Origin of the sequence: Mesorhizobium sp. M9A.F.Ca.ET.002.03.1.2, from assembly GCF_003952365.1 — a bacterium.
Classification (GTDB): Bacteria; Pseudomonadota; Alphaproteobacteria; order Rhizobiales; family Rhizobiaceae; genus Mesorhizobium.
The window spans coordinates 5,354,553-5,373,242 of the sequence record NZ_CP034443.1; the positions used below are offsets into that span (position 1 = coordinate 5,354,553).

The window sequence follows — 18,690 nt, forward strand, 5'->3', positions numbered from 1 at the left end:
GCCCGTCATGCGGCGATGCCCTTCATTCACAAAAGGGGCTCGTCCCGTGCCGGAATCGACCGGTAGTTCTCCGCCGAAACTTCGCACGCAACTTACGTAAAAGTCAATTGAACGCCTTGTCAGGTTCCCGCGCCCAGATGCAGCCACCAGGTGGCAAGGCTAAGGAAGGCGAGGAAACCGATAACGTCGGTAATCATCGTCGTGAAGATTGATGACGAAATCGCCGGATCGGCGCCGAGCCTGTCGAGGAACAGCGGAATCAGAATGCCGCCGAGCGCCGCAGCCAGCATGTTGACGATCATGGCCGCGGCAATGACGAAACCGAGATCGGGATTGTGAAACCACAAGCCGGCGACCAGCCCGAGGATCGTCGCAATGACCATGCCGTTCAGCAGGCCGACCACAACCTCGCGGCGAATGACGCGACCGGCATTGTAGATATCAAGGTCACGTGTGGCGAGCGCGCGCACGGTCACTGTCATCGTCTGCGTGCCGGCATTGCCGCCCAGCGAGGCAACGATCGGCATCAGTGCGGCAAGTGCGACCATTTCCTCGATCGTCGCACCGAACATACTGATCACTGAGGCCGAGATGAAGGCCGTCCCGAGATTGATCAGCAGCCACGGAACGCGCGAGCGCGAGGTCGAGAAAATGCTGTCCGACAATTCTTCGTCGCCGACACCGCCCATGCGCAGCAGATCTTCCTCTGCCTCCTGCTGGATGACGTCGACCACATCGTCGATGGTCAGCACGCCGACAAGCCGCTCGTTCTCGTCGACGACGGCGGCGGAGAGAAGGTCGTATTGCTCGAATTCGCGCGCCGCCTCTTCCTGGTCCATCGTGGCCGGAATGGCGTGCCTTGTCTCATGCATGACCTCTTCGACCTTGACCGAGCGCTTGGTGCGCAGGATCTGGTCGAGGTCGATGGCGCCGAGCAGCTTGAAGCTCGGATCGATGACGAAAATCTGGCTGAAGCGGTCGGGAAGATTGTTGTCCTCGCGCATGTAGTCGATGGTCTGGCCGATCGTCCAGAACGGCGGCACCGCGACGAACTCCGTCTGCATGCGGCGGCCGGCGGTCTCTTCGGGATAGTCGAGCGAGCGGCGCAGCCTGATCCGCTCGGTGAACGGCAGTTGCGACAGGATCTCGTCCTGGTCTTCCTTTTCGAGATCCTCGAGAATGTAGACCGCGTCGTCGGAATCGAGGTCCTGCACCCCCTGGGCGATCTGCTCGTTGGGCAGATTGTCGACGATGTCGCGGCGGATCGCCTCGTCGACCTCGGTCAGCGCGGAAAAGTCGAAGTCGGCGCCCAACAGTTCGACCAGCGCGCGGCGCTGTTCGGGATGAAGCGCCTCGAGCAGGTCGCCGAGTTCGGATTGATGCAGGTCGTCGACTTCACGCTTCAGCGTCAGCGTGTCGCGATCGGCGATCGCCGCGCCGATCTGGGCAAGGAACGACGACAGAATGGCGCCGTCCTCGCCATAGATGTCGGCGTGGCTATCCTCAGCGGCCCTGGCGCCGGTCGTCTGTTCGTCCTGGCCTTCCACCAGCGCCTCCCGCCATCAGAATTCCGGAAAAGGTGCCCGTCAGGTCTAGAGCATCGGACCCAAAAGTGGAAACCGGTTTTGGCAAAAATCCGATGCCCAAGCACAGAGATAGAGCGGCGGCATGATTCCGACTTGGGAGTCCGCTGCTCCCATGGCGCAACGCGCGGAAATATCAGACGAAAATGCGCCCTGTCCTGTAGGGAGGCGAAGGCTGATGCGATTTGGATTGCCGGACGGCAGATCGTTTACTCTTGATCGTCCGAAGCGGGAACGGATCGATCATCTGCCCTCATCGTTCTCTCGTAGAGGCGCCAAGATGAAACCACGATTGCGCAACAAAACTTAACATCATTTCACGCATGCGGCCACTTTCATCTGAAATGTTGAAAGCATCGGGGGCTTATCGCCTCGCTATACTGGAGCACGCATGTTCGCCAAAATGGACTCTGGAATGTTTGCTGGCAGGGCTTCTCTTGCAGCAATGGCCATCCTGTTTTCAACGCATCCGGGAGCAGCGCTTGCCGCCGACGCCATTGCGGTGAATTCAGACGATTTCACCCTGCCGCCGCCCGAACCTTCTCGTTTCGCGCGTTTCGAACAAAAACTGTCCGACTGGCATGTCGTCTTGGGCGGCGGCGCGATCATCGTTCCGAAGTACGAGGGCAGCGACGAGTTCAAGATCATGCCGATGCCCTTTGTCACGGCGACATTTCTCGACGTGGTGACGATCGATCCGACAGGCGCCAACATCGCCATCTATAAACAAGACCGGTTCGAATTCAGCGCGCGGCTTGGTTATGAAATGGGCCGCGATGAAGACGATGCCGACCGCCTGCGCGGGCTGGGAGACATCGGCATGGGCGCGACCGTCGGCGCGAAGGCCGCCGTGAATTTCGGCCCAGCTGAAATCTTCGCGCAAGTGGACAAGACCATCGGGGGCAGCGATGGTCTGGTGGGCGAGATCGGGATCGAGGTCAGCCAGCCGCTGTCCCAATCATTGATGATCAGCGCCAGCGCTTCCGCCGTCTTCGCCGACGAAAATCACATGCAGGCCTATTTCGGCGTCACGCCGGAACAATCGGCTCGCTCTGGGCTGGCCCGCTACGATGCCGGCGCCGGGTTGAAGCGCGCCGATTTTTCGATCTCCGCCACATATCTGCTCAACCAGAACTGGATGGTACGCGGCGAAGCGGGAATCGGCGTTCTCGTGGGTGACGCGGCCGACAGTCCGATCGTCATCGACAAGATCCAGCCTTCAGGCATGCTTCTCGTCGGATATCGGTTCTGACCGCCCACACAGGTACCAGTCCAGGCAATGGCAAACGTCGCACGACATCAAAGCGATTTGAACGCCGAGTCCAAATCGACAAGGCAAGTTTGGCGTATCCTCATTGTCGAAGACGATGTCGAAATCGCGCGCATGCTGGGCGAGACGCTCACTGAAAACAGCATGATCGTGGAAATAGCCGAGAGCGGCGTCCGGATGGACGCCGCGCTTCGCAACCAGAAATTCGATCTCATCGTGCTCGATGTCATGCTCCCCGGTGAAAATGGCCACAGCATCTGCCGCCGTCTTCGCACGCAAACGAACGTTCCGATCCTGATGCTGACCGCGCTTGGCGAAGAAATCGACCGTATCTTCGGACTGGAGATCGGCGCTGACGACTACATGACGAAACCGTTCAGCGCGCGCGAGTTGACGGCCAGGATACGGGCGTTGCTGCGACGCACGGCCTATGCTCCCGACGAGCGGGATCGCTCGAAGGTGCTTCGCTTCAACGGCTGGTGCCTCGATCCCATACGCCGGCAATTGCATGATCCGAGCAATGCGCGTGTTTCGACCACGACGCATGAATTCGACCTGTTGCTTGCGTTCTGTCGCAATGCAGGCCGGGTTCTCTCACGCGAGGAACTACTCGGCGTAACCCATGCCGGGCTTGCCGGACCGATCGAGCGAAGCGTCGATGTCCATGTCAGCCGGATCCGCCAGAAGATCGAAAAGGATGCGCGCGATCCGGTGCTTCTCAAAACCGTTCGGCTGGGTGGCTACATCTTCACCGCGACGGTGGAGGAAGCATGAGGAATTTCATCCGCCGCAGCCTGCCGCAGTCAGTGCGTGGACAACTCGTGGCGATCATTTTCGTCGCGGTGATTATGATCATGTCTACCGGATCGGTCATCGAAAGTTTTACGAGGAATATCGACCTGCCCGCTATTGACGACAGTGTCATACGAGCCACCGTGATTGCCGGCTTGTTGCGCGAAGCACCAGCGGAGGCTCGTAACGAGATTCTGGCAACGACAGCTCGTGCGGGCCTGGATTTCAAGATACTTTCGAAGGAACAGATCGACGGTATTCCATATTCTTATACGCAGTGGCGAAACATCGAACGGTTTCTCGGGTTCGGGAAGAGGCCGATTGAGGGGCGATGGCTGACCATCGATGGTCAATCCGCGTTTGTCATCGGCCTGGATCAGCAGACCATCCTGGCGCATTTCGGCGTGCCCGATACCTTACTGACATCAGACCTCGTCCGCTCCTTATTCTACAAGTTTATGGCTTTCATCGCCTTGCCCACCTTGATCTGGCTCTTTGCGGTATGGACCGTGACGGACCCATTGAAACGCATCTCGACGGCTGTCGGTTCGGCCGAGATTGAGAATGGCGACGAGCTTTTCGTCGAACGCGGCTCCATCGAAATGGTCGACCTGGCGCGCGCATTGAACCGGATGAGAACACGTATCCGGGCGATGATCGAAAACCGCACTCGCATGTTGCGCAGTGTCAGCCACGATCTGCGCACGCCTTTGACGCGGCTGCGGCTTCGCACCGAGCGCATGGACGACAACGTCACCCGCACCGCGATGCTGTCCGATATTCAGCACATCGACGATCTGATCAACGAGACCTTGACCTACCTGCGCAACGACGTCTCGACGGAGAAGTTGCAACGCGCCGACATTGCCAGCGTGCTGCAAACCGTCTGCGCCGAATTCTCCGATGTCGGGTTTTCGGTCTCGTACTCCGGACCGGACCGGCTTCTCGGCTGGTGCAAGCCCAATGCGCTGGCGCGTGCGATCACCAATCTCTGCGACAACGGGGTCAAATTCGCCAGCCATGTCACCGTCGCATTGACGCAGACCGACACGGTGGCGCGCATAGCGGTCGGCGACGACGGGCCGGGGATTCCAGTGGCGGCGCGCACCGATGTCTTCGAACCCTTCTTCAAGGAGGACACCTCACGCGGCATCGCGTCGAAGCATGGCTTCGGTCTGGGCCTCTCGATCGTTGCGGACATCATCCAGGGCCACGGCGGCAAGATCGAATTGCAAGACAACCAGCCAACCGGGCTCGTCGTTACCGTCGATCTGCCGAATGGACCAAGTGTCCAGCCGTCATAAGACGGCCCGCACCGAGAGCATATGGTGTGTTGGAGCAGGGGCAGCAAAAATTGGGTGCCTCAATGTTTGCCGATGGAGATCGGAACGCTATATACCCGAACTGGCGCATGCTCGACCGTGGACGTGCAAAGATCAAATCGAAGAGAAGGATAGAGATGCCGGACGACAACTCGGATGCGGCGATACCTAGAATTGCACTCATTTCAACCCACGGCTACGTTGCAGCAAACCCGCCACTGGGTGCGGCCGATACGGGCGGACAAGTGGTCTATGTCCTGGAACTTGCCAAGAAGCTGGCCCAATTGGGTTATGCTGTCGATGTCTGGACGCGGCGATTTGAAGACCAGCCTGCCGTCGATGACGTGGCGGACGGCGTTCGTGTCCTGCGTGTCGCCTGTGGCGGACCCGATTTTATTCCGAAGGAATATCTCCACCGCCACCTTCTCGAGTGGTGTGAAAACGCGCTGCGCCTGATTCGCAGGGAAAACCTCTCCTACGACTTCATCAACAGCCACTACTGGGATGCGGGCGTGGCGGGGCAGCGACTGTCGGAAGCGCTTAATATCTCGCACATCCATACGCCGCATTCTCTCGGCATATGGAAGCAGCGCCAGATGAAGACGGACTACCCGGACAAGGCCGATACATTCGAGGCCGAGTTCAACTTCACCGAGCGCATAAAGCACGAGACGATTATCTATCGAAGCTGCGCCATGGTGATTGCAACGACGCCGCAGCAGGTGGATATGCTGGTCGAGGACTACAGTCTCGAGCGCGACCGCGTGCATATGATCCCGCCCGGTTACGACGACAACCGGTTTTTCCCGGTCAGCGAGGCTTCGCGCCGGATGATCCGCCATCGGCTTGGCTTCGAGGGGCGAACAATCCTGGCGCTCGGCCGGCTCGCCACCAACAAGGGCTACGACCTGCTGATCGATGCGTTTTCCGTAGTGGCGCCGCGTGTGCCAGATGCCGTCCTGAGGCTCGCTGTCGGCGGCGAGAACATGGACGAGCATGAACAGAAGATCCTCGACCAGCTCAAGGAACAGGTTGAACAGCTAGGCTTGCAGGATCGTGTCGTCTTTTCGGGTTATGTTGCCGACGAGGATCTGGCCGACACCTATCGGGCGGCGGACTTGTTCGTCCTGTCGAGCCGCTACGAGCCGTTCGGCATGACCGCGATCGAGGCAATGGCCTGCGGAACGCCCACCGTGGTCACGATCCATGGTGGCCTCTATCGCGGGATCAGCTATGGCCGGCACGCGCTTTTTGGCGATCCGTTCGACAAGGAAGACCTCGGCATCACGATCGTCAAGCCTATGAAGCACCCGCGCCTTTATGGCCGACTGGGCCGCATGGGTGCGCACAAGGCGCGCAGCCTGTTCACCTGGACAGGCATCGCGCAACAGCTGGTCAGCCTCGTCGAAGGGCGTCCGGTGCTGAAGGCGGTCGACGACCATGATTGGGACGAGCCGTGGAACGACGGCGATTGAGACCGATCGCGCTTTTGTCGAGCGATCTCGACGGGACCCTGGCAGGTCATCCGCCGGCGACGTTACGTTTCCGTTCCAAATGGGAAGCGCTCGACCCCGAGCATCGACCGGTTCTCGTCTACAACAGCGGTCGTCTGGCCGACGACATCTTGAACTTCGTCGACGATGTCGGCCTGCCAGCGCCGGACTATGTGATCGGCGGTGTCGGCACGATGCTGGCCGGTCCGCGGCACAGCTCACATCTGGAGCACTTCACCCAGAGGCTTTCGCAAGGCTGGTCTCTTGAAAAGGTCGATGCGGTGCTCGGATCGCTCAAAGACACCGTCCGGCAGCCCGACACCTACCAACACGCCTTCAAATCGAGTTGGTACCTGCACGACGCAAGTCCGGACGCCCTTGCCAGCATCGAGCGCGCTCTGGACGAGGCCGGCCTCTCGGTGACGATGATCTATTCGAGCGGACGCGATCTCGACATCCTGCCGCGTTCAGCAGACAAGGGGCAGGCGCTGGCCTGGCTGTGCAATGAACTCGGCATCGGCCTGGATGAGGTGGTCGTCGCCGGCGATACCAACAACGATCGCAGTATGTTCGACCTGCCGGGCGCGCGTGGGATTGTCGTGGCCAATGCCCTTCCCGAACTGCGTGACATGGCTCGGGACAACCCGCTGATTTACAGCGCCAAGGAACAGTTTGCCCTTGGCGTCGTCGAAGGCCTCGTTCATTGGTCGGTGTTTGCGGACGCCCGATCCTGACCTGGAAGTACTGATCTCCTCGTCAGGGTTTGAGCGCCCATACCGTCGCATGCAGAACGCCGCCCGTTTCGGCAATGAGGCGTGCTGATTGTATCGGCTCAAAACCGCTGATCCGCTTCGTGCCGGCCCAACGGCCGCGATCCGCGAAGACCTCGATCGATCCGTAATCGAGGAATATCCGCAGCCGTTTTGGACGGGCTCCCTTGGCGATGTAGTGAGGAGATTCCGCTGCGCCGTCGTCTCCATGACAGATGGCAAGTCCCTCGTCGTCAACGATGACACCGAGGCGGACGGTTGGATGATGGAGTTTCAGGTGGAAATGGACACCCTGCTTTTCGAGCTCGAACAGGATTTCGACGGCGCCATTGACAAAGGTTACCTGCTCCCCGGCCGCAAGGCGTGTTCGGTCCAGAATATGGCTCCGCAGGCTCTCGGCAGCTCCGATGGGCGGGGTATGCAACTCGCCTGCGGACAGGTGGATATTTCGAGGCAATGTCATGGCTGTAGGGAAATCGATCGCCGGTCCGGTGTCGGCCCAGTTGGCAAGCCACCCTATGCCGACGATGGCGTCACCGTCGACGAAGGCCTGGAAGGCGTAGTTGTCCGTGCCGAAGTCCAGTTCCTGTTCGAATTCCTTGGCAAAGGTCCGGCCGTCGAACCAGCCGACGATGGCCATTGTCAGGTTCTTGCGCCGGGTGGGTCGGTCCTCGCTATTCATCAGCCCGAGAATGAGAACCCAGCGCGTCGCGGGATCGGTCGCTGGCCCGTCGAGCGGCAGCAAACAGGGACATTCGATCGCCGTCGTCCGATAGTGTTTCTCGACCAGAAGCTTGCCGATATATGTCCAGCCGGTGGCGGCCGTATGGTCATGGGTTTCGTAAAGCAGGACAACGCCGCCTTCGTCGCTCTGGCTGCCCAGCAGCATTTTCCAAAGGCCATCCGGCCCCCTGAAGACGTACGGGTCGCGAAAATCGGCCGTCAATCCCTGGTCGAGTGGGCGGTATGGCAGGATGACGTCCGCATTTCCCGCCATGATGAGGTCGCTGGAGGTGGCCGTGAGTTGAATTTGCTGTTCCGGGATACGGTCCTGTACCTGCTCGGTAAAAAACACGCGAATGCCCGGGCCATCGGCAAGCGGGATGGCTGAGCCGGAATACGCCCCGCCCCGTTTGTCGGGCCTTGCGGTAAGATCTTCCGATGGGAACAGGAAGATCGGCATGTGACGCCACCGCAAATAATCGGAAGATACAGCGTGCCCCCAATGCATCGTGTTCCACCGAAGCCCATGCGAATAATGCTGATAAAAGAGATGCGGGCGCCCTCCAAACCGGCCAAATCCGTTTGGATCGTTCATCCAGCCGAACGGAGGACGAAAATGATAGCTGTCGGGGATGTTCGGCGGGGCATTTCCCGGGTTGGTGTGAAGAACCGTAATGCCGGTCTCCAGCACGTCGGCCAATGCGAACCAGTACGCAACCGATACCGAGGTTTGATCCGTGTCGTAATCCAGGTCGACACTGCCACCGCCGAAGACGTGAAAAATTCTGAATTCATATTCCTCGGCGTTCGCAACGCTCACCTCGCCGAACTTGCCACGGACATTGGAAAAAGACAGTGAGCCCTGGATGCCCGGCTTGGTCGCCTTAAGCCAGATATGGAACGTGGCGTTGACTGGCAGGTCGGCATGCAGGCTTCGAATGGTGTCCCCTCCCGCAGTCCTTACCTGGCTGTCACTCATGAAGATGGCTCCGTTGCCTGTGGCGTTCTGTGCGGCGCTCCTGGACAGGTCAAACCGGGTTCTCGACCTGGAAATACGTTGCGGGAGGTTAAAGCCGGATTCTCACTTTAGCAAAGCCATTCCCCGGATTCCGCGCCCCAAGGCCTGCATCCACTACATGAACGAGCTCCAGTTGAGCGGGCCGATGCGCGAAGCCTGTGTTTGGCGACGTGACGGAATTTGAACGAGGCGCCAATTCCTAAGCTTTAATTCGCGGTACTTTCTGACGTATCGTGCGTGGGGAGGAACCATGGCGACCGAGAGGCGATGACGGTACGGCAGCGTCTGTTGGCTATTCTCATCACTGGCATTGGCGGCACCGCGGCGGCGGCCGCCTCGTTTGCGATGGCGGTTTACGACGCGGCCAACCCGGAGGGCGTTGCCGTCGTTGCCGCCGGCGAGCCTGTGGACACCGGTCGCTGGATCGTCACCATTCGCGAGGCGCGGGCCGGCCCGACCCCGCCAACCGGCATCGAGCCGCTGGAGCCGAAGACCTTCGTGATGGTCGAATTCGACGCCGACAACCGCTCGGCGGAAACCAGCAACGTCCTCGCGAGATTGCTCGCCATCGATCCGCCGATCCCGGACCTGCCGGACCCGGTCGTCTATCTGGCGCGGGACGGCTGGGTCGCGGGCGGCATCAACCCCGGCGTGCCGGAACGGATGATTGCGGCCTGGGAATGGCCGCCCGCCCTCCCCCCGCCGCGCACGCTGCGGCTTCTGATCGGAAGTCAGATCTACAAGCGCCGCGATAATCTCTACGGCGCTTCCGGGTGGTTCGACCGCGATCCGGTTGCCGCCGTCGAACTGTCCGTTTCGCCGGCCAAAGCGGAGGCGGCGCGATGATCGGCTCCGTCAAGCGGCTGGCGGCGGTCCTGCTGGCCGCCGCGATGCTCTACGGGATGCAGCGTACGACGCCCCTCTACAGCGACATCATCTCGCCCGTTCCCGTGGCCGGCAGGCAGGGCGAAAGGCTGGACACCGGCGCCTTCGCCATCGGCGTCGCCGACGTCCATCTGGCACGGGAGATCAAGGCGTCGAGCTTCGGCCGCACCCGCACCTACACCACCTCCGGCGTCTGGGTGATCATCGAAGCCGCAGCCGCGGCCAAGCAGGAAAGCCTTTCCCTGACATCCGCCAAATGGCTCGGCCCGAACGGCGTGCGCCATGCGCTCAGCCAGCTCTTCTCGGCCATGCCGGGCATGCTGGGATCGGAGCGGCTGGAGCCGGGCATCCCGAGGCCGATGCTGATGGCGTTCGAGGTCCCGGAAAGCCAGCTCTCCGGCGCCACCCTGCTCATCGCCCGCTCCGCCCTGACGCCGCTCGCGGAGGAAGCGTGGATCGAGATGACGGACGTGCGGGCGCAAGACATCCGGTCGGCCGTCACGCTCGGCCGGGGCAGCCGGAGCCAGCCCTGGACGCTGGAGGCCGAATGACGGCGACCACTGCGAATGCCGGCGAACGCCGCCGCTACTGGTTCAGCATCGCGGCGCTGGCGGTCGTTCTGCCGGTCGCGATCCTGGTGCACACAGGGGATACGATTCGGGAGCGGCTGCGCGAAATGCGCAATCCCATCACCGTCGAAAGCGGGGCCTTGCAGCGCTATGCCGGGGCGGACTGGCGGCTGACCGGGCTTGCCCGCCTCCCCGGGTCCCTTCCCAACACGGCCATCGTCCTCGCTGAATTCGAGGCGACCGTCGACGATCCGCCGCAGCTTGCGGAAAATCGGTGCCAGGTCGCCCTGACGGACGATCGGGGCCGCCGCTGGGAGCCGGCCTTCCTGCCCGAGAGCGCGGTGCGCAAGGTCAAGCCGGCAGCCGCGGATAAACCGCATTGCGGCCTGTTCGAGAAGATCAGCCCTGGCGATACGGTCATGATGGCCGAGAGCTTCGTCGTTCCCGAAGGCGCGGAGAGCCTCGCGCTTTCCGTATCCCTCTCCGGGGCCCTGCCCGCCTATCTGCTCTTCAGGTAGAGACAGCCTGCGTCCGGCCGTCCTGCCGCGTTCGCGTCGCCACCGCGTGTTCGAGCACCGCCGCCAGGAGGGCGATGCGCACGGCGTCGAGCAGGATGCCGCCATCGAGATCACTCGGGCTGCCGATGAACACGCTCATGATGCCGACAACAACCTGCCAGGTGGAGAGATCGTAGGGGCCGAGCGTGCGCGTCGCCCCGTACCAGAGCCAGGCGCCGAGCCAGTTGAGCGCGCGATAGGCGACGATGAAGGTGACGAGCGTCGCAAGTCCGGCGCTGAGCGTCAGCGTCAGGCAGGTCCAGACCGGCCGGTAGCGCGCGCGGTAACTACCAAGGAAATGGGCGGCGAAATCATGCAGCCATTTCCGCCAGGTCCCAGCACGCGAGGTGGCAGCGCGCGAGGGCGCGGCGGGTGCGGGCACGGGTGCGGGCGACAGATCGTAGCCGTTGATGATCGCCGCCATGACCAGCCAGATCATCGGCAGGAGTGCGTAAAAGAAGAGGTTCTGCGCCTGCTCGAAGGCGCTCGGCTGTCGGAACTCGACCGGGGTGAAGCCTTCTGCCGCGTGGGCCATCATCGACAACGACTGTAGGCCCATGCTCAGTTCCTCCAGCAGCGAGCCCGCCCCGAGCCACCTGATGAAGTCGTCCTTCCAGATGTCGAGGGCGTAGAGGCCGATGAATATCCAGCTTGCGTCCGCCGCCACGATCACAAGACGCCACCAGGGCGCTTGCGAGCGGTCGTTCATACGCTTGGCGGCCCAGCGGATCGCCCAGCAGGCGACAACCGAGGCGATCAGGCCGCGCGACTGCAAGAGCTGGAAGATCTGCAGCTTCTCGCCGAATGCCACGCGGTCGAGCGCCAGCCGCGAATACTCCCGCACCGTGTCGCCGAGAAAGCCCCACGCCGCGTAGTAGGCGAAGAACGGCAGAATCACCGCAGCCGTGATCGCCAGCATATGATCCCCGCTCCTCAGCCAGCCCGCGCCCTTCGCCGTGCTGGTCGGCGCCCGCCGCAGCGCGGCCAGGGCAGGCAGGCCCGACCGCAACACAGCGAACATCGTCACCACGACCAGCAGCTTCGCCAGCACCACGAGCGACAGCATGAGCATCCCGCCCAGCGGGTGCTGAAGGCCCACCGTCACCGCCGCCTCCAGCAGAAGGTCGCGCGCGATGTACCCGATGGCGCCGACGAGAAGGAGTTGCGGCCAGTAGCGGGCAAGAAGGCCGGCCGTCAGCGCGAGCGGCCGGACGATGTCCTCGATCATCGTCGTCATGGCGTATGCTTAGCGGGGCCAAAGCAGCCTCTCAACGCGCGGCCCGTTCAGATTTCGACATTCGCTTTCACAAACCGTGTGACGAAGGCGACGCCTTGAGTGGCTGGATGACGACCGCTGTGCGCCAGTTTGTCCGGCAGTCTTCCGGAGAAATTGCCGGCGGAAAGAAACGATGGAATTAAATCAATCGCTTATGGCGCGAAACTGGTGCGGTCGAGAAGACTCGAACTTCCACGGGTTGCCCCACAGCGACCTCAACGCTGCGCGTCTACCAATTCCGCCACGACCGCACGTGGTAGGAGCCGGAACGAACCGGCACGCGGCGTGTAGCAAATCGTTTCTGGCGAAACAAGGGCGCGTCGCGCAATAATTGCCCGCGGATTCGGCATAACCATTCAAAGGGTTGGAACGCGCTCGGAACTGGACGTTTCAGCCGATTGCCGCCATATGTGAAGTGACACGAGACACACCATGACAGAACGCAGCCAGATCGCCACGTCGTTCCTTCCCTTGCCCGGTTCGGCGCCGGTCGAATGGCGGATCGAACCTGGCCTCACCGCCTATCCGGATGCGCTTGCCGTGATGGAGGCGCGTGCCGAGGCGATCCGAAGCGGCGCCTCTGGCGAGATGGTCTGGCTGGTCGAGCACCCGCCGCTTTACACGGCCGGCACCAGCGCCCGTATCGAGGACCTGATCGAGCCGGACCGTTTCCCGGTGTTCGCGGCCGGACGCGGCGGCGAATACACCTATCATGGGCCGGGCCAGCGGGTCGCTTATGTGATGCTCGACCTGAAGCGGCGGCGCGAGGATGTCCGCGCCTTCGTCGCGGCACTTGAACAATGGATCATCGGCACGCTCGCCGCTTTCAATGTGCGCGGCGAACGGCGCGAGGACCGCGTCGGCGTCTGGGTGGTGCGGCCGGATCGCCCCGCCCTGGCCGACGGATCGCTCGCCGAGGACAAGATCGCCGCCATCGGCATCAGGCTGAGGCGCTGGGTAAGCTTTCACGGCATCGCCATCAATGTCGAGCCGGATCTCAGCCACTTCAGCGGCATCGTGCCGTGCGGCGTGCAGGATCACGGCGTCACCAGCCTCGTCGATCTCGGCCTTCCCCTTGGGATGGCCGACCTCGACCTCGCGCTGAAATCCGCCTTCGAGGATGTCTTCGGCCCCGCGGCACCTTTGCTTGTCGAACCGGCCCGCAAGGCCGGCTGACAAAAAAAGGCCGCCGGCAAAGGCGACGAAGCACCGAGCTCCGACGCTACCCCTCACCCCGTGAAGAACGAGGCGTCAGCGTTTGAGCCGCGTCCTTCAGCGCTGCCTCACATCGCTCCGATCCAGATCGCCATGGAAATGAGAAACGTGCTCATGCACACCAGTGACACGACATCCTGAACAAGACCGGTCATAACTCTCTCCTGTTTTCAGTATGTTCATATTTTGTTCTAATTTTGTTCGAATGTCAACGACTGGAATCCGAGCGTGCCGCGAAATTCCGGGCGATCAGCTCGGCAGGGTTAAGGAAAGGTTGAGCGGCGGATTTCCGCCGCTTCCGCGCTGGCTGCGTGTGGGGCGCCGGAGTCGAAGACGGGCGCGCGGCGACCAGACTGGGGTGGGTTGCGAGAACGGAACGGAGCGTATCGTTAGGTCCGTGAGTACCGGCCTACCCCGGCCGTAGCCGAACTGCCACAACCGCTCCTGAGTGCTTCGGCCGGCGAAGGCCAGAAGCGCAGGAAACCTGCCATTCGCTGGCCAGCTGAATATCGATACATCTAAGCAGGTATTCGTGGGCTGGCCCACGAATACCTGCTTAGATTCTTTTGTTTGTCGCAGGTTCTTGTCGCAAAACCGTGGGACACTTTTGCGGAACCTGCCTAAAGCGGAACCACCTTGCCGTCGGCCAGCGTGACGCGACGGTCCATGCGCGAGGCAAGTTCGTGATTGTGGGTGGCGATCAGCGCCGCCAGGCCCGATTGCCGGACCAGCGCTCCCAGTGCCTCGAACACATAGGAGGCGGTGACCGGGTCGAGATTGCCGGTCGGCTCGTCGGCAAGCAGCACCAGCGGCGCGTTGGCGACGGCGCGCGCGATGGCGACGCGCTGCTGCTCGCCGCCGGACAGTTCCGACGGGCGGTGCTGCGCGCGCTTGCCGATCTGCATGTAGTCCAGCAGTTGCGCCGAACGCTCGGCAGCCTCCTGGCGCGTCAGCCCCTTTATCAGCTGCGGCATCATGATGTTTTCCAGCGCCGTGAACTCCGGCAGCAGGTGATGGAACTGATAGACGAAGCCGACATCGTTGCGGCGGATCGCCGTGCGTTCGTCGTCGGAAAGCCGGCCGCAGGCGCGGCCGGCCAGAATCACGTCGCCGGCGTCCGGCCGCTCCAGCAGCCCGGCGGTGTGCAGCAGCGTCGACTTGCCGGTGCCCGAAGGCGCCACCAACGCCACGATCTCGCCGCGCTTCAGCGAAAAATCGGCGCCTTTGAGAATGGTGAGCTTGCGCGGCCCCTGGACATAATGCCGCTCGACGTTCTTCAGCTCGATAATGGCCTCGGCGCTCATTCGTACCTCAGCGCTTCGACCGGATCGAGCCTGGCCGCGCGCCATGCCGGAAACAGCGTCGCCAGGAACGACAGCGCCAGTGCCATCAGGACAACCGAAATCGTCTCGCTGGCGTCCATTCGGGCAGGTAGCTGGCTCAGGAAATAGAGCTCGGGATTGAACAGCCTCTCGCCGGCCAGCCAGGAAAAGAACTGGCGGATGCGCTCGACGTTCAGGCAGATAACGACGCCAAGCAGGACGCCGGCGATGGTGCCCACCACGCCGATCGCCGCCCCCGTCATCAGGAAGATGCGCAGGATCGCGCCGCGCGTGGCGCCCATGGTGCGCAGGATGGCGATGTCGTGGCCCTTGTCCTTCACCAGCATGATCAGGCCCGAAATGATGTTGAGCGCCGCCACCAGCACGATCAGCGTCAGGATCATGAACATGACGTTGCGCTCCACTTGCAGCGCATCGAAGAATGTCCTGTTGCGCTCCCGCCAGTCGACCATGCTGATCGGCCGCTGGGCGGCCGCCTCGACCTTCGTCTTCAGCGCGTCGACATTGTCTGGATTGTCGACATAGATCTCGATCGTCTGGGCCCGGCCGTCCATGTTGAAATAGAGCTGCGCTTCCGAAAACGGCATGTAGACGATGGAGCTGTCATATTCCGACATGCCAACTTCGAAGATCGCCGTGATCGGGTAGCCCTTCATGCGCGGCGTCGTGCCGAGCGGCGTCACATCGCCCTCGGGCGCGATCAGCGTGATGGTGTCGCCGAGCACGAGACCGAGATTCTCGGCCATGCGGCTGCCGACGGCGACGCCCTCGCTGGCGTCGAAGCCAACGATCGAGCCCTGCTGGATATTGTTGGCGACGATCGAGATCTTGCCCAGATCCTCGCCGCGTATACCGCGCACCAGCGCCCCTGACCCGCCGCCGACATTGCCTTGCGCCAGCACCTGCCCGTCGATCAGCGGAATGGCGTATTTGACGCCGGGCACGCCGTTGATGCGGCCGGCAACCTGCGCATAGTCCTCCAGCGGCATGTCGAGCGGCTGCACGATCAGATGGCCGTTGACGCCGAGGATGCGCGTCAAGAGCTCGGCGCGAAACCCATTCATGACCGCCATCACGACGATCAGCGTGGCGACGCCCAGCATGATGCCGAGGAAGGAGATCGACGCAATCACGGAGATCACCGTCTCCTTGCGGCGCGAACGCAGATAGCGCCACGCGACCATGCGTTCGAAGACGGAAAAAGGTCCGGCGGCCAGGGGTTTCGCTGCTGCCGCTTCGCTCATGCGGCAACACCGAAGCGTTTCTTCACGCCCGCGATCGGCAGCGTCTCGCGCTCGCCGGTCTTGCGGTTTTTGATCTCGACCTCGCCGGCGGCCACGCCGCGCGGCCCGACAATCACCTGCCACGGCAGTCCGATCAGGTCGGCGGTGGCGAACTTGCCGCCCGGCCGCTGGTCGGTGTCGTCGTAGAGCACGTCCTTGCCGGCAGCGGCAAACGCCGCATAGAGATCGTCGCAGACGCGGTCGCACTCGGCATCGCCGGCCTTCATGTTGATCAGGCCGATGTCGAAAGGCGCCACCGCCTCCGGCCAGATGATGCCGTTGTCGTCATGGCTGGCCTCGATGATCGCCGCGACCAGCCGCGACGGGCCGATGCCGTAGGAGCCCCCCGAGACGAAATGGTCCTTGCCGTCGGGCCCGGTCACCTTGGCGCCCATCGGCTTTGAATATTTGTCACCGAAATGGAAGATATGGCCGACCTCGATGCCGCGCGCCGAGACCCGGTCAGTCTCGGCGACCTTTTCCCATGCTGCTTCGTCGTGCATCTCGTCGGTGGCGGCATAGGGTGCCGTCCATTTCGTGACGATGCCGCTGATCTCGGCATCGTTCGAGAAATCCGTGCCTTCGCCCGGTACAGCCAGCGCAAGATAGTCGCGATGGCAAAACACCTGGCTCTCGCCGGTGTCGGCCAGGATGATGAATTCGTGGCTGAGGTCGCCGCCGATCGGCCCGGTGTCGGCCCGCATCGGGATCGCCTGCAGCCCCATGCGCGTGAAGGTCCTGAGATAGGATACGAACATCCTGTTATAGGCCGCCTTGGCGCCGTCATAGTCGAGGTCGAAGGAATAGGCGTCCTTCATCAGGAACTCTCGGCTGCGCATGACGCCGAACCGCGGGCGCACCTCGTCGCGGAATTTCCACTGGATGTGATAGAGATTGAGCGGCAGATCCTTATAGGACTTCACATAGGCGCGGAAAATCTCGGTGACCATCTCCTCGTTGGTCGGCCCATAGAGCATGTCGCGATCTTGCCGGTCCTTGATGCGCAGCATCTCCTTGCCGTAGTCGTCATAGCGGCCGCTTTCGCGCCACAGTTCGGCGGACTGGATGGTCGGCATCAGGATCTCGAGCGCGCCGGCCCGGTTCTGCTCTTCGCGAATGATCCGGCAGACCTTGTCCAGCACCCTCTTGCCGAGCGGCAGCCAGGAAAAACTGCCTTGCCCCTGCTGGCGGATCATGCCGGCGCGCAGCATCAGCCGGTGCGAGACGATTTCGGCCTCGCGTGGATTTTCTTTGAGGATAGGTAGGAAATAGCGCGACAAACGCATGGACTGGTCCGTAAGTGAGGATTGCCGCACCGGAATCGGCGCAGCGCAGGCTTGCTTGCCCCGGCTTCATAGCCATTTCATGACGGAATGGAAACCCGCCCCCACCCCACGTCTCGGGCGCCCGCAAAGGTGCCGCAGTGCCGCATCCGCCTTGCTGGTCGTTTCGCAAGCAACGCCTGCCATACTATTGTGCACTGCAGCACGAGATTGCTTATTTCCAGGCAAAATTCTGCGTGACATTTTCATCCGCCTTGGGCTAATGTGCCCCGATAACCGAGAGGGCGGAGAAAAATCTGCCCTCCTACGCGGTCAAAGTCTTGGGAGGATGCGATCTAGGCGCGGTTACTCGCTGCCGCCGGACACCGGAAACAGATCGGACGCGTTTAAATTGCAAGGCCTCGTGCCTTGCATTTTTTTTGTGCAAATCATTTGGTTAGCACGCCAAATTATCAAATCACTTTACGCAACGTCAGCACAACGGGTTCGAAAACCCGCGTCGGCTTCCTGCCCGGTTTGGTGCTCACATGAAGGATGTGGACAGCCGTGCCCGGCGCTCTAGTTTTCAGGTCTCTGGCTGAAGTTCGGCACGATACGCGGTATGTCGTCGATGCCAAGGCCGAGCCCCCTCGTAACGCCATAGAAGATGCCAAGAAGAACCATCGTGACGATCGTCGTTCGTAGCGCCGCGCGCAGCATGTGCGGTCCGCGCGGCGCGCTGGGTACCGTGCCCAGCGTCACGTCCTCATCCTCGTCCTGCGTCCTCATGCTGAACGGCAGGATGGCGAACAGCACCACCCACCATGTGATGAAGAACAGGGCGAGGAACGAAACCCAGCTCATGCTTGCTCCAGTTCGACTAGCGTGCCGAAGAAATCCTTGGGATGCAGGAACAGCACCGGCTTGCCATGCGCGCCGGTCTTCGGGTTGCCGTCGCCCAGGATACGGGCGCCGCAGGCTGCGAGGTGATCGCGCGCGGCAAGAATGTCGTCGACCTCATAGCAGACATGATGCATGCCGCCCGAGGGGTTCTTCTTGAGGAATGCCCCGATCGGCGAGCCTTCGCCGAGCGGCTCCAGCAATTCGATCTTGGTGTTGCCGACATCGACGAACACCACCGTCACGCCATGCTCCGGCAGCGCCTGCGGCGCGGTCACCCGGGCGCCGAGCGTATCGCGATAGGCCGCAGTCGCCGCGGCCAGATCCGGCACGGCAAGCGCGACATGGTTCAGGCGTCCCAGCATAAAGCGCTCCGCTTTAGGGGAGTAAGGGAGTAGGGCAGTAGGGAAAAACAAGATTGAAGAAAAG

The 18,690-nt window shown here is 62.0% G+C and carries 17 protein-coding genes and 1 tRNA gene; 9 read left to right on the top strand and 9 right to left on the bottom strand.

The window, feature by feature from the left end:
• Positions 1–119: 119 nt before the first annotated feature.
• Positions 120–1,547, bottom strand: a complete 1,428-nt coding sequence (gene mgtE / locus EJ066_RS25955) for a magnesium transporter (protein WP_126042796.1) — start codon at positions 1,545–1,547, stop codon at positions 120–122.
• Positions 1,548–1,974: 427 nt separating this feature from the next.
• Between mgtE and EJ066_RS25960 the strand changes: the two genes are divergently transcribed.
• The 5 genes from EJ066_RS25960 to EJ066_RS25980 all read left to right on the top strand — a co-directional run bounded on the left by EJ066_RS25960 (position 1,975) and on the right by EJ066_RS25980 (position 7,194).
• Positions 1,975–2,835 carry a MipA/OmpV family protein gene (locus EJ066_RS25960; RefSeq protein ID WP_126042797.1) on the top strand — a complete coding sequence of 287 codons (861 nt, stop codon included), beginning with the start codon at positions 1,975–1,977 and terminating at the stop codon, positions 2,833–2,835.
• 27 nt (positions 2,836–2,862) lie between these two features.
• On the top strand, positions 2,863–3,627 hold the full coding sequence (locus EJ066_RS25965; protein ID WP_189644366.1) for a response regulator transcription factor: 765 nt from the start codon (positions 2,863–2,865) through the stop codon (positions 3,625–3,627).
• The gene (locus tag EJ066_RS25970) at positions 3,624–4,949 is read left to right on the top strand and encodes an ATP-binding protein (protein ID WP_126042799.1); all 1,326 of its coding nucleotides are present in this window, start codon (positions 3,624–3,626) and stop codon (positions 4,947–4,949) included. Before EJ066_RS25965 ends, EJ066_RS25970 begins: the two co-directional genes overlap by 4 nt.
• Positions 4,950–5,104: 155 nt before the next feature.
• Entirely contained in the window at positions 5,105–6,442 is a 1,338-nt protein-coding gene (locus EJ066_RS25975; protein ID WP_126042800.1) for a glycosyltransferase family 1 protein, read from the top strand.
• A gap of 14 nt (positions 6,443–6,456) precedes the next feature.
• Positions 6,457–7,194, top strand: coding sequence for an HAD-IIB family hydrolase (locus EJ066_RS25980; RefSeq protein WP_245454980.1), 738 nt, complete (start codon positions 6,457–6,459; stop codon positions 7,192–7,194).
• Between the two features lie 22 nt (positions 7,195–7,216).
• Here EJ066_RS25980 and EJ066_RS25985 read toward each other — a convergent pair whose 3' ends face one another.
• Positions 7,217–8,932, bottom strand: coding sequence for a GH32 C-terminal domain-containing protein (locus EJ066_RS25985; protein ID WP_126042802.1), 1,716 nt, complete (start codon positions 8,930–8,932; stop codon positions 7,217–7,219).
• Positions 8,933–9,238: 306 nt separating this feature from the next.
• Between EJ066_RS25985 and EJ066_RS25990 the strand changes: the two genes are divergently transcribed.
• From EJ066_RS25990 to EJ066_RS26000, 3 genes are read left to right on the top strand one after another with little or no spacing between them, the layout of a single operon-like run.
• Positions 9,239–9,817 (top strand): hypothetical protein, encoded by a 579-nt coding sequence (locus tag EJ066_RS25990; protein ID WP_126042803.1) that lies wholly within the window; start codon positions 9,239–9,241, stop codon positions 9,815–9,817.
• The gene (locus EJ066_RS25995) at positions 9,814–10,407 is read left to right on the top strand and encodes a hypothetical protein (RefSeq protein ID WP_126042804.1); all 594 of its coding nucleotides are present in this window, start codon (positions 9,814–9,816) and stop codon (positions 10,405–10,407) included. The genes EJ066_RS25990 and EJ066_RS25995 overlap by 4 nt, the downstream gene beginning before the upstream one ends.
• A complete protein-coding gene (locus tag EJ066_RS26000; RefSeq protein WP_126042805.1) occupies positions 10,404–10,943 on the top strand; it encodes a hypothetical protein in 540 nt (179 codons plus the stop codon). The genes EJ066_RS25995 and EJ066_RS26000 overlap by 4 nt, the downstream gene beginning before the upstream one ends.
• On the opposite strand, the gene EJ066_RS26005 is transcribed toward EJ066_RS26000, so the two are convergent.
• Positions 10,936–12,210, bottom strand: a complete 1,275-nt coding sequence (locus tag EJ066_RS26005; protein ID WP_245455237.1) for a hypothetical protein — start codon at positions 12,208–12,210, stop codon at positions 10,936–10,938. The genes EJ066_RS26000 and EJ066_RS26005 overlap by 8 nt on opposite strands.
• Positions 12,211–12,424: 214 nt before the next feature.
• Positions 12,425–12,509: transfer RNA gene (locus EJ066_RS26010), tRNA-Leu, on the bottom strand.
• Positions 12,510–12,690: 181 nt separating this feature from the next.
• Between EJ066_RS26010 and lipB the strand changes: the two genes are divergently transcribed.
• Positions 12,691–13,434 carry a lipoyl(octanoyl) transferase LipB gene (gene lipB / locus EJ066_RS26015; RefSeq protein WP_126042807.1) on the top strand — a complete coding sequence of 248 codons (744 nt, stop codon included), beginning with the start codon at positions 12,691–12,693 and terminating at the stop codon, positions 13,432–13,434.
• Between the two features lie 659 nt (positions 13,435–14,093).
• Here the strand turns inward: lipB and EJ066_RS26020 are convergent.
• The 5 genes from EJ066_RS26020 to mce all read right to left on the bottom strand — a co-directional run bounded on the left by EJ066_RS26020 (position 14,094) and on the right by mce (position 18,626).
• Complete coding sequence (locus tag EJ066_RS26020) at positions 14,094–14,777, bottom strand: ABC transporter ATP-binding protein (protein ID WP_126042808.1); 684 nt, start codon at positions 14,775–14,777, stop codon at positions 14,094–14,096.
• Positions 14,774–16,060: a lipoprotein-releasing ABC transporter permease subunit gene (locus tag EJ066_RS26025; protein WP_126042809.1), complete on the bottom strand. Its 1,287-nt coding sequence runs from the start codon at positions 16,058–16,060 to the stop codon at positions 14,774–14,776. Before EJ066_RS26025 ends, EJ066_RS26020 begins: the two co-directional genes overlap by 4 nt.
• Positions 16,057–17,385, bottom strand: coding sequence for a proline--tRNA ligase (proS, locus tag EJ066_RS26030; protein WP_126042810.1), 1,329 nt, complete (start codon positions 17,383–17,385; stop codon positions 16,057–16,059). The genes EJ066_RS26025 and proS overlap by 4 nt, the downstream gene beginning before the upstream one ends.
• Before the next feature lie 555 nt (positions 17,386–17,940).
• Positions 17,941–18,225: a DUF1467 family protein gene (locus EJ066_RS26035; protein WP_126042811.1), complete on the bottom strand. Its 285-nt coding sequence runs from the start codon at positions 18,223–18,225 to the stop codon at positions 17,941–17,943.
• On the bottom strand, positions 18,222–18,626 hold the full coding sequence (gene mce / locus EJ066_RS26040) for a methylmalonyl-CoA epimerase (protein ID WP_126042812.1): 405 nt from the start codon (positions 18,624–18,626) through the stop codon (positions 18,222–18,224). Before mce ends, EJ066_RS26035 begins: the two co-directional genes overlap by 4 nt.
• Between the last annotated feature and the right edge of the window lie 64 nt (positions 18,627–18,690).

Bases quoted from the DNA above. Each gene is read 5' to 3' on its own strand.
- EJ066_RS26025 (WP_126042809.1), bottom strand. From the start codon at position 16,060: ATGAGCGAAGCGGCAGCAGCGAAACCCCTGGCCGCCGGACCTTTTTCC.
- EJ066_RS26035 (WP_126042811.1), bottom strand. From the start codon at position 18,225: ATGAGCTGGGTTTCGTTCCTCGCCCTGTTCTTCATCACATGGTGGGTG.
- EJ066_RS26000 (WP_126042805.1), top strand. From the start codon at position 10,404: ATGACGGCGACCACTGCGAATGCCGGCGAACGCCGCCGCTACTGGTTC.
- EJ066_RS25960 (WP_126042797.1), top strand. From the start codon at position 1,975: ATGTTCGCCAAAATGGACTCTGGAATGTTTGCTGGCAGGGCTTCTCTT.
- EJ066_RS25995 (WP_126042804.1), top strand. From the start codon at position 9,814: ATGATCGGCTCCGTCAAGCGGCTGGCGGCGGTCCTGCTGGCCGCCGCG.
- mce (WP_126042812.1), bottom strand. From the start codon at position 18,626: ATGCTGGGACGCCTGAACCATGTCGCGCTTGCCGTGCCGGATCTGGCC.
- EJ066_RS26005 (WP_245455237.1), bottom strand. From the start codon at position 12,210: ATGATCGAGGACATCGTCCGGCCGCTCGCGCTGACGGCCGGCCTTCTT.
- EJ066_RS25970 (WP_126042799.1), top strand. From the start codon at position 3,624: ATGAGGAATTTCATCCGCCGCAGCCTGCCGCAGTCAGTGCGTGGACAA.
- EJ066_RS25965 (WP_189644366.1), top strand. From the start codon at position 2,863: ATGGCAAACGTCGCACGACATCAAAGCGATTTGAACGCCGAGTCCAAA.
- EJ066_RS25985 (WP_126042802.1), bottom strand. From the start codon at position 8,932: ATGAGTGACAGCCAGGTAAGGACTGCGGGAGGGGACACCATTCGAAGC.
- EJ066_RS25975 (WP_126042800.1), top strand. From the start codon at position 5,105: ATGCCGGACGACAACTCGGATGCGGCGATACCTAGAATTGCACTCATT.
- EJ066_RS25990 (WP_126042803.1), top strand. From the start codon at position 9,239: ATGACGGTACGGCAGCGTCTGTTGGCTATTCTCATCACTGGCATTGGC.
- EJ066_RS26020 (WP_126042808.1), bottom strand. From the start codon at position 14,777: ATGAGCGCCGAGGCCATTATCGAGCTGAAGAACGTCGAGCGGCATTAT.
- proS (WP_126042810.1), bottom strand. From the start codon at position 17,385: ATGCGTTTGTCGCGCTATTTCCTACCTATCCTCAAAGAAAATCCACGC.
- lipB (WP_126042807.1), top strand. From the start codon at position 12,691: ATGACAGAACGCAGCCAGATCGCCACGTCGTTCCTTCCCTTGCCCGGT.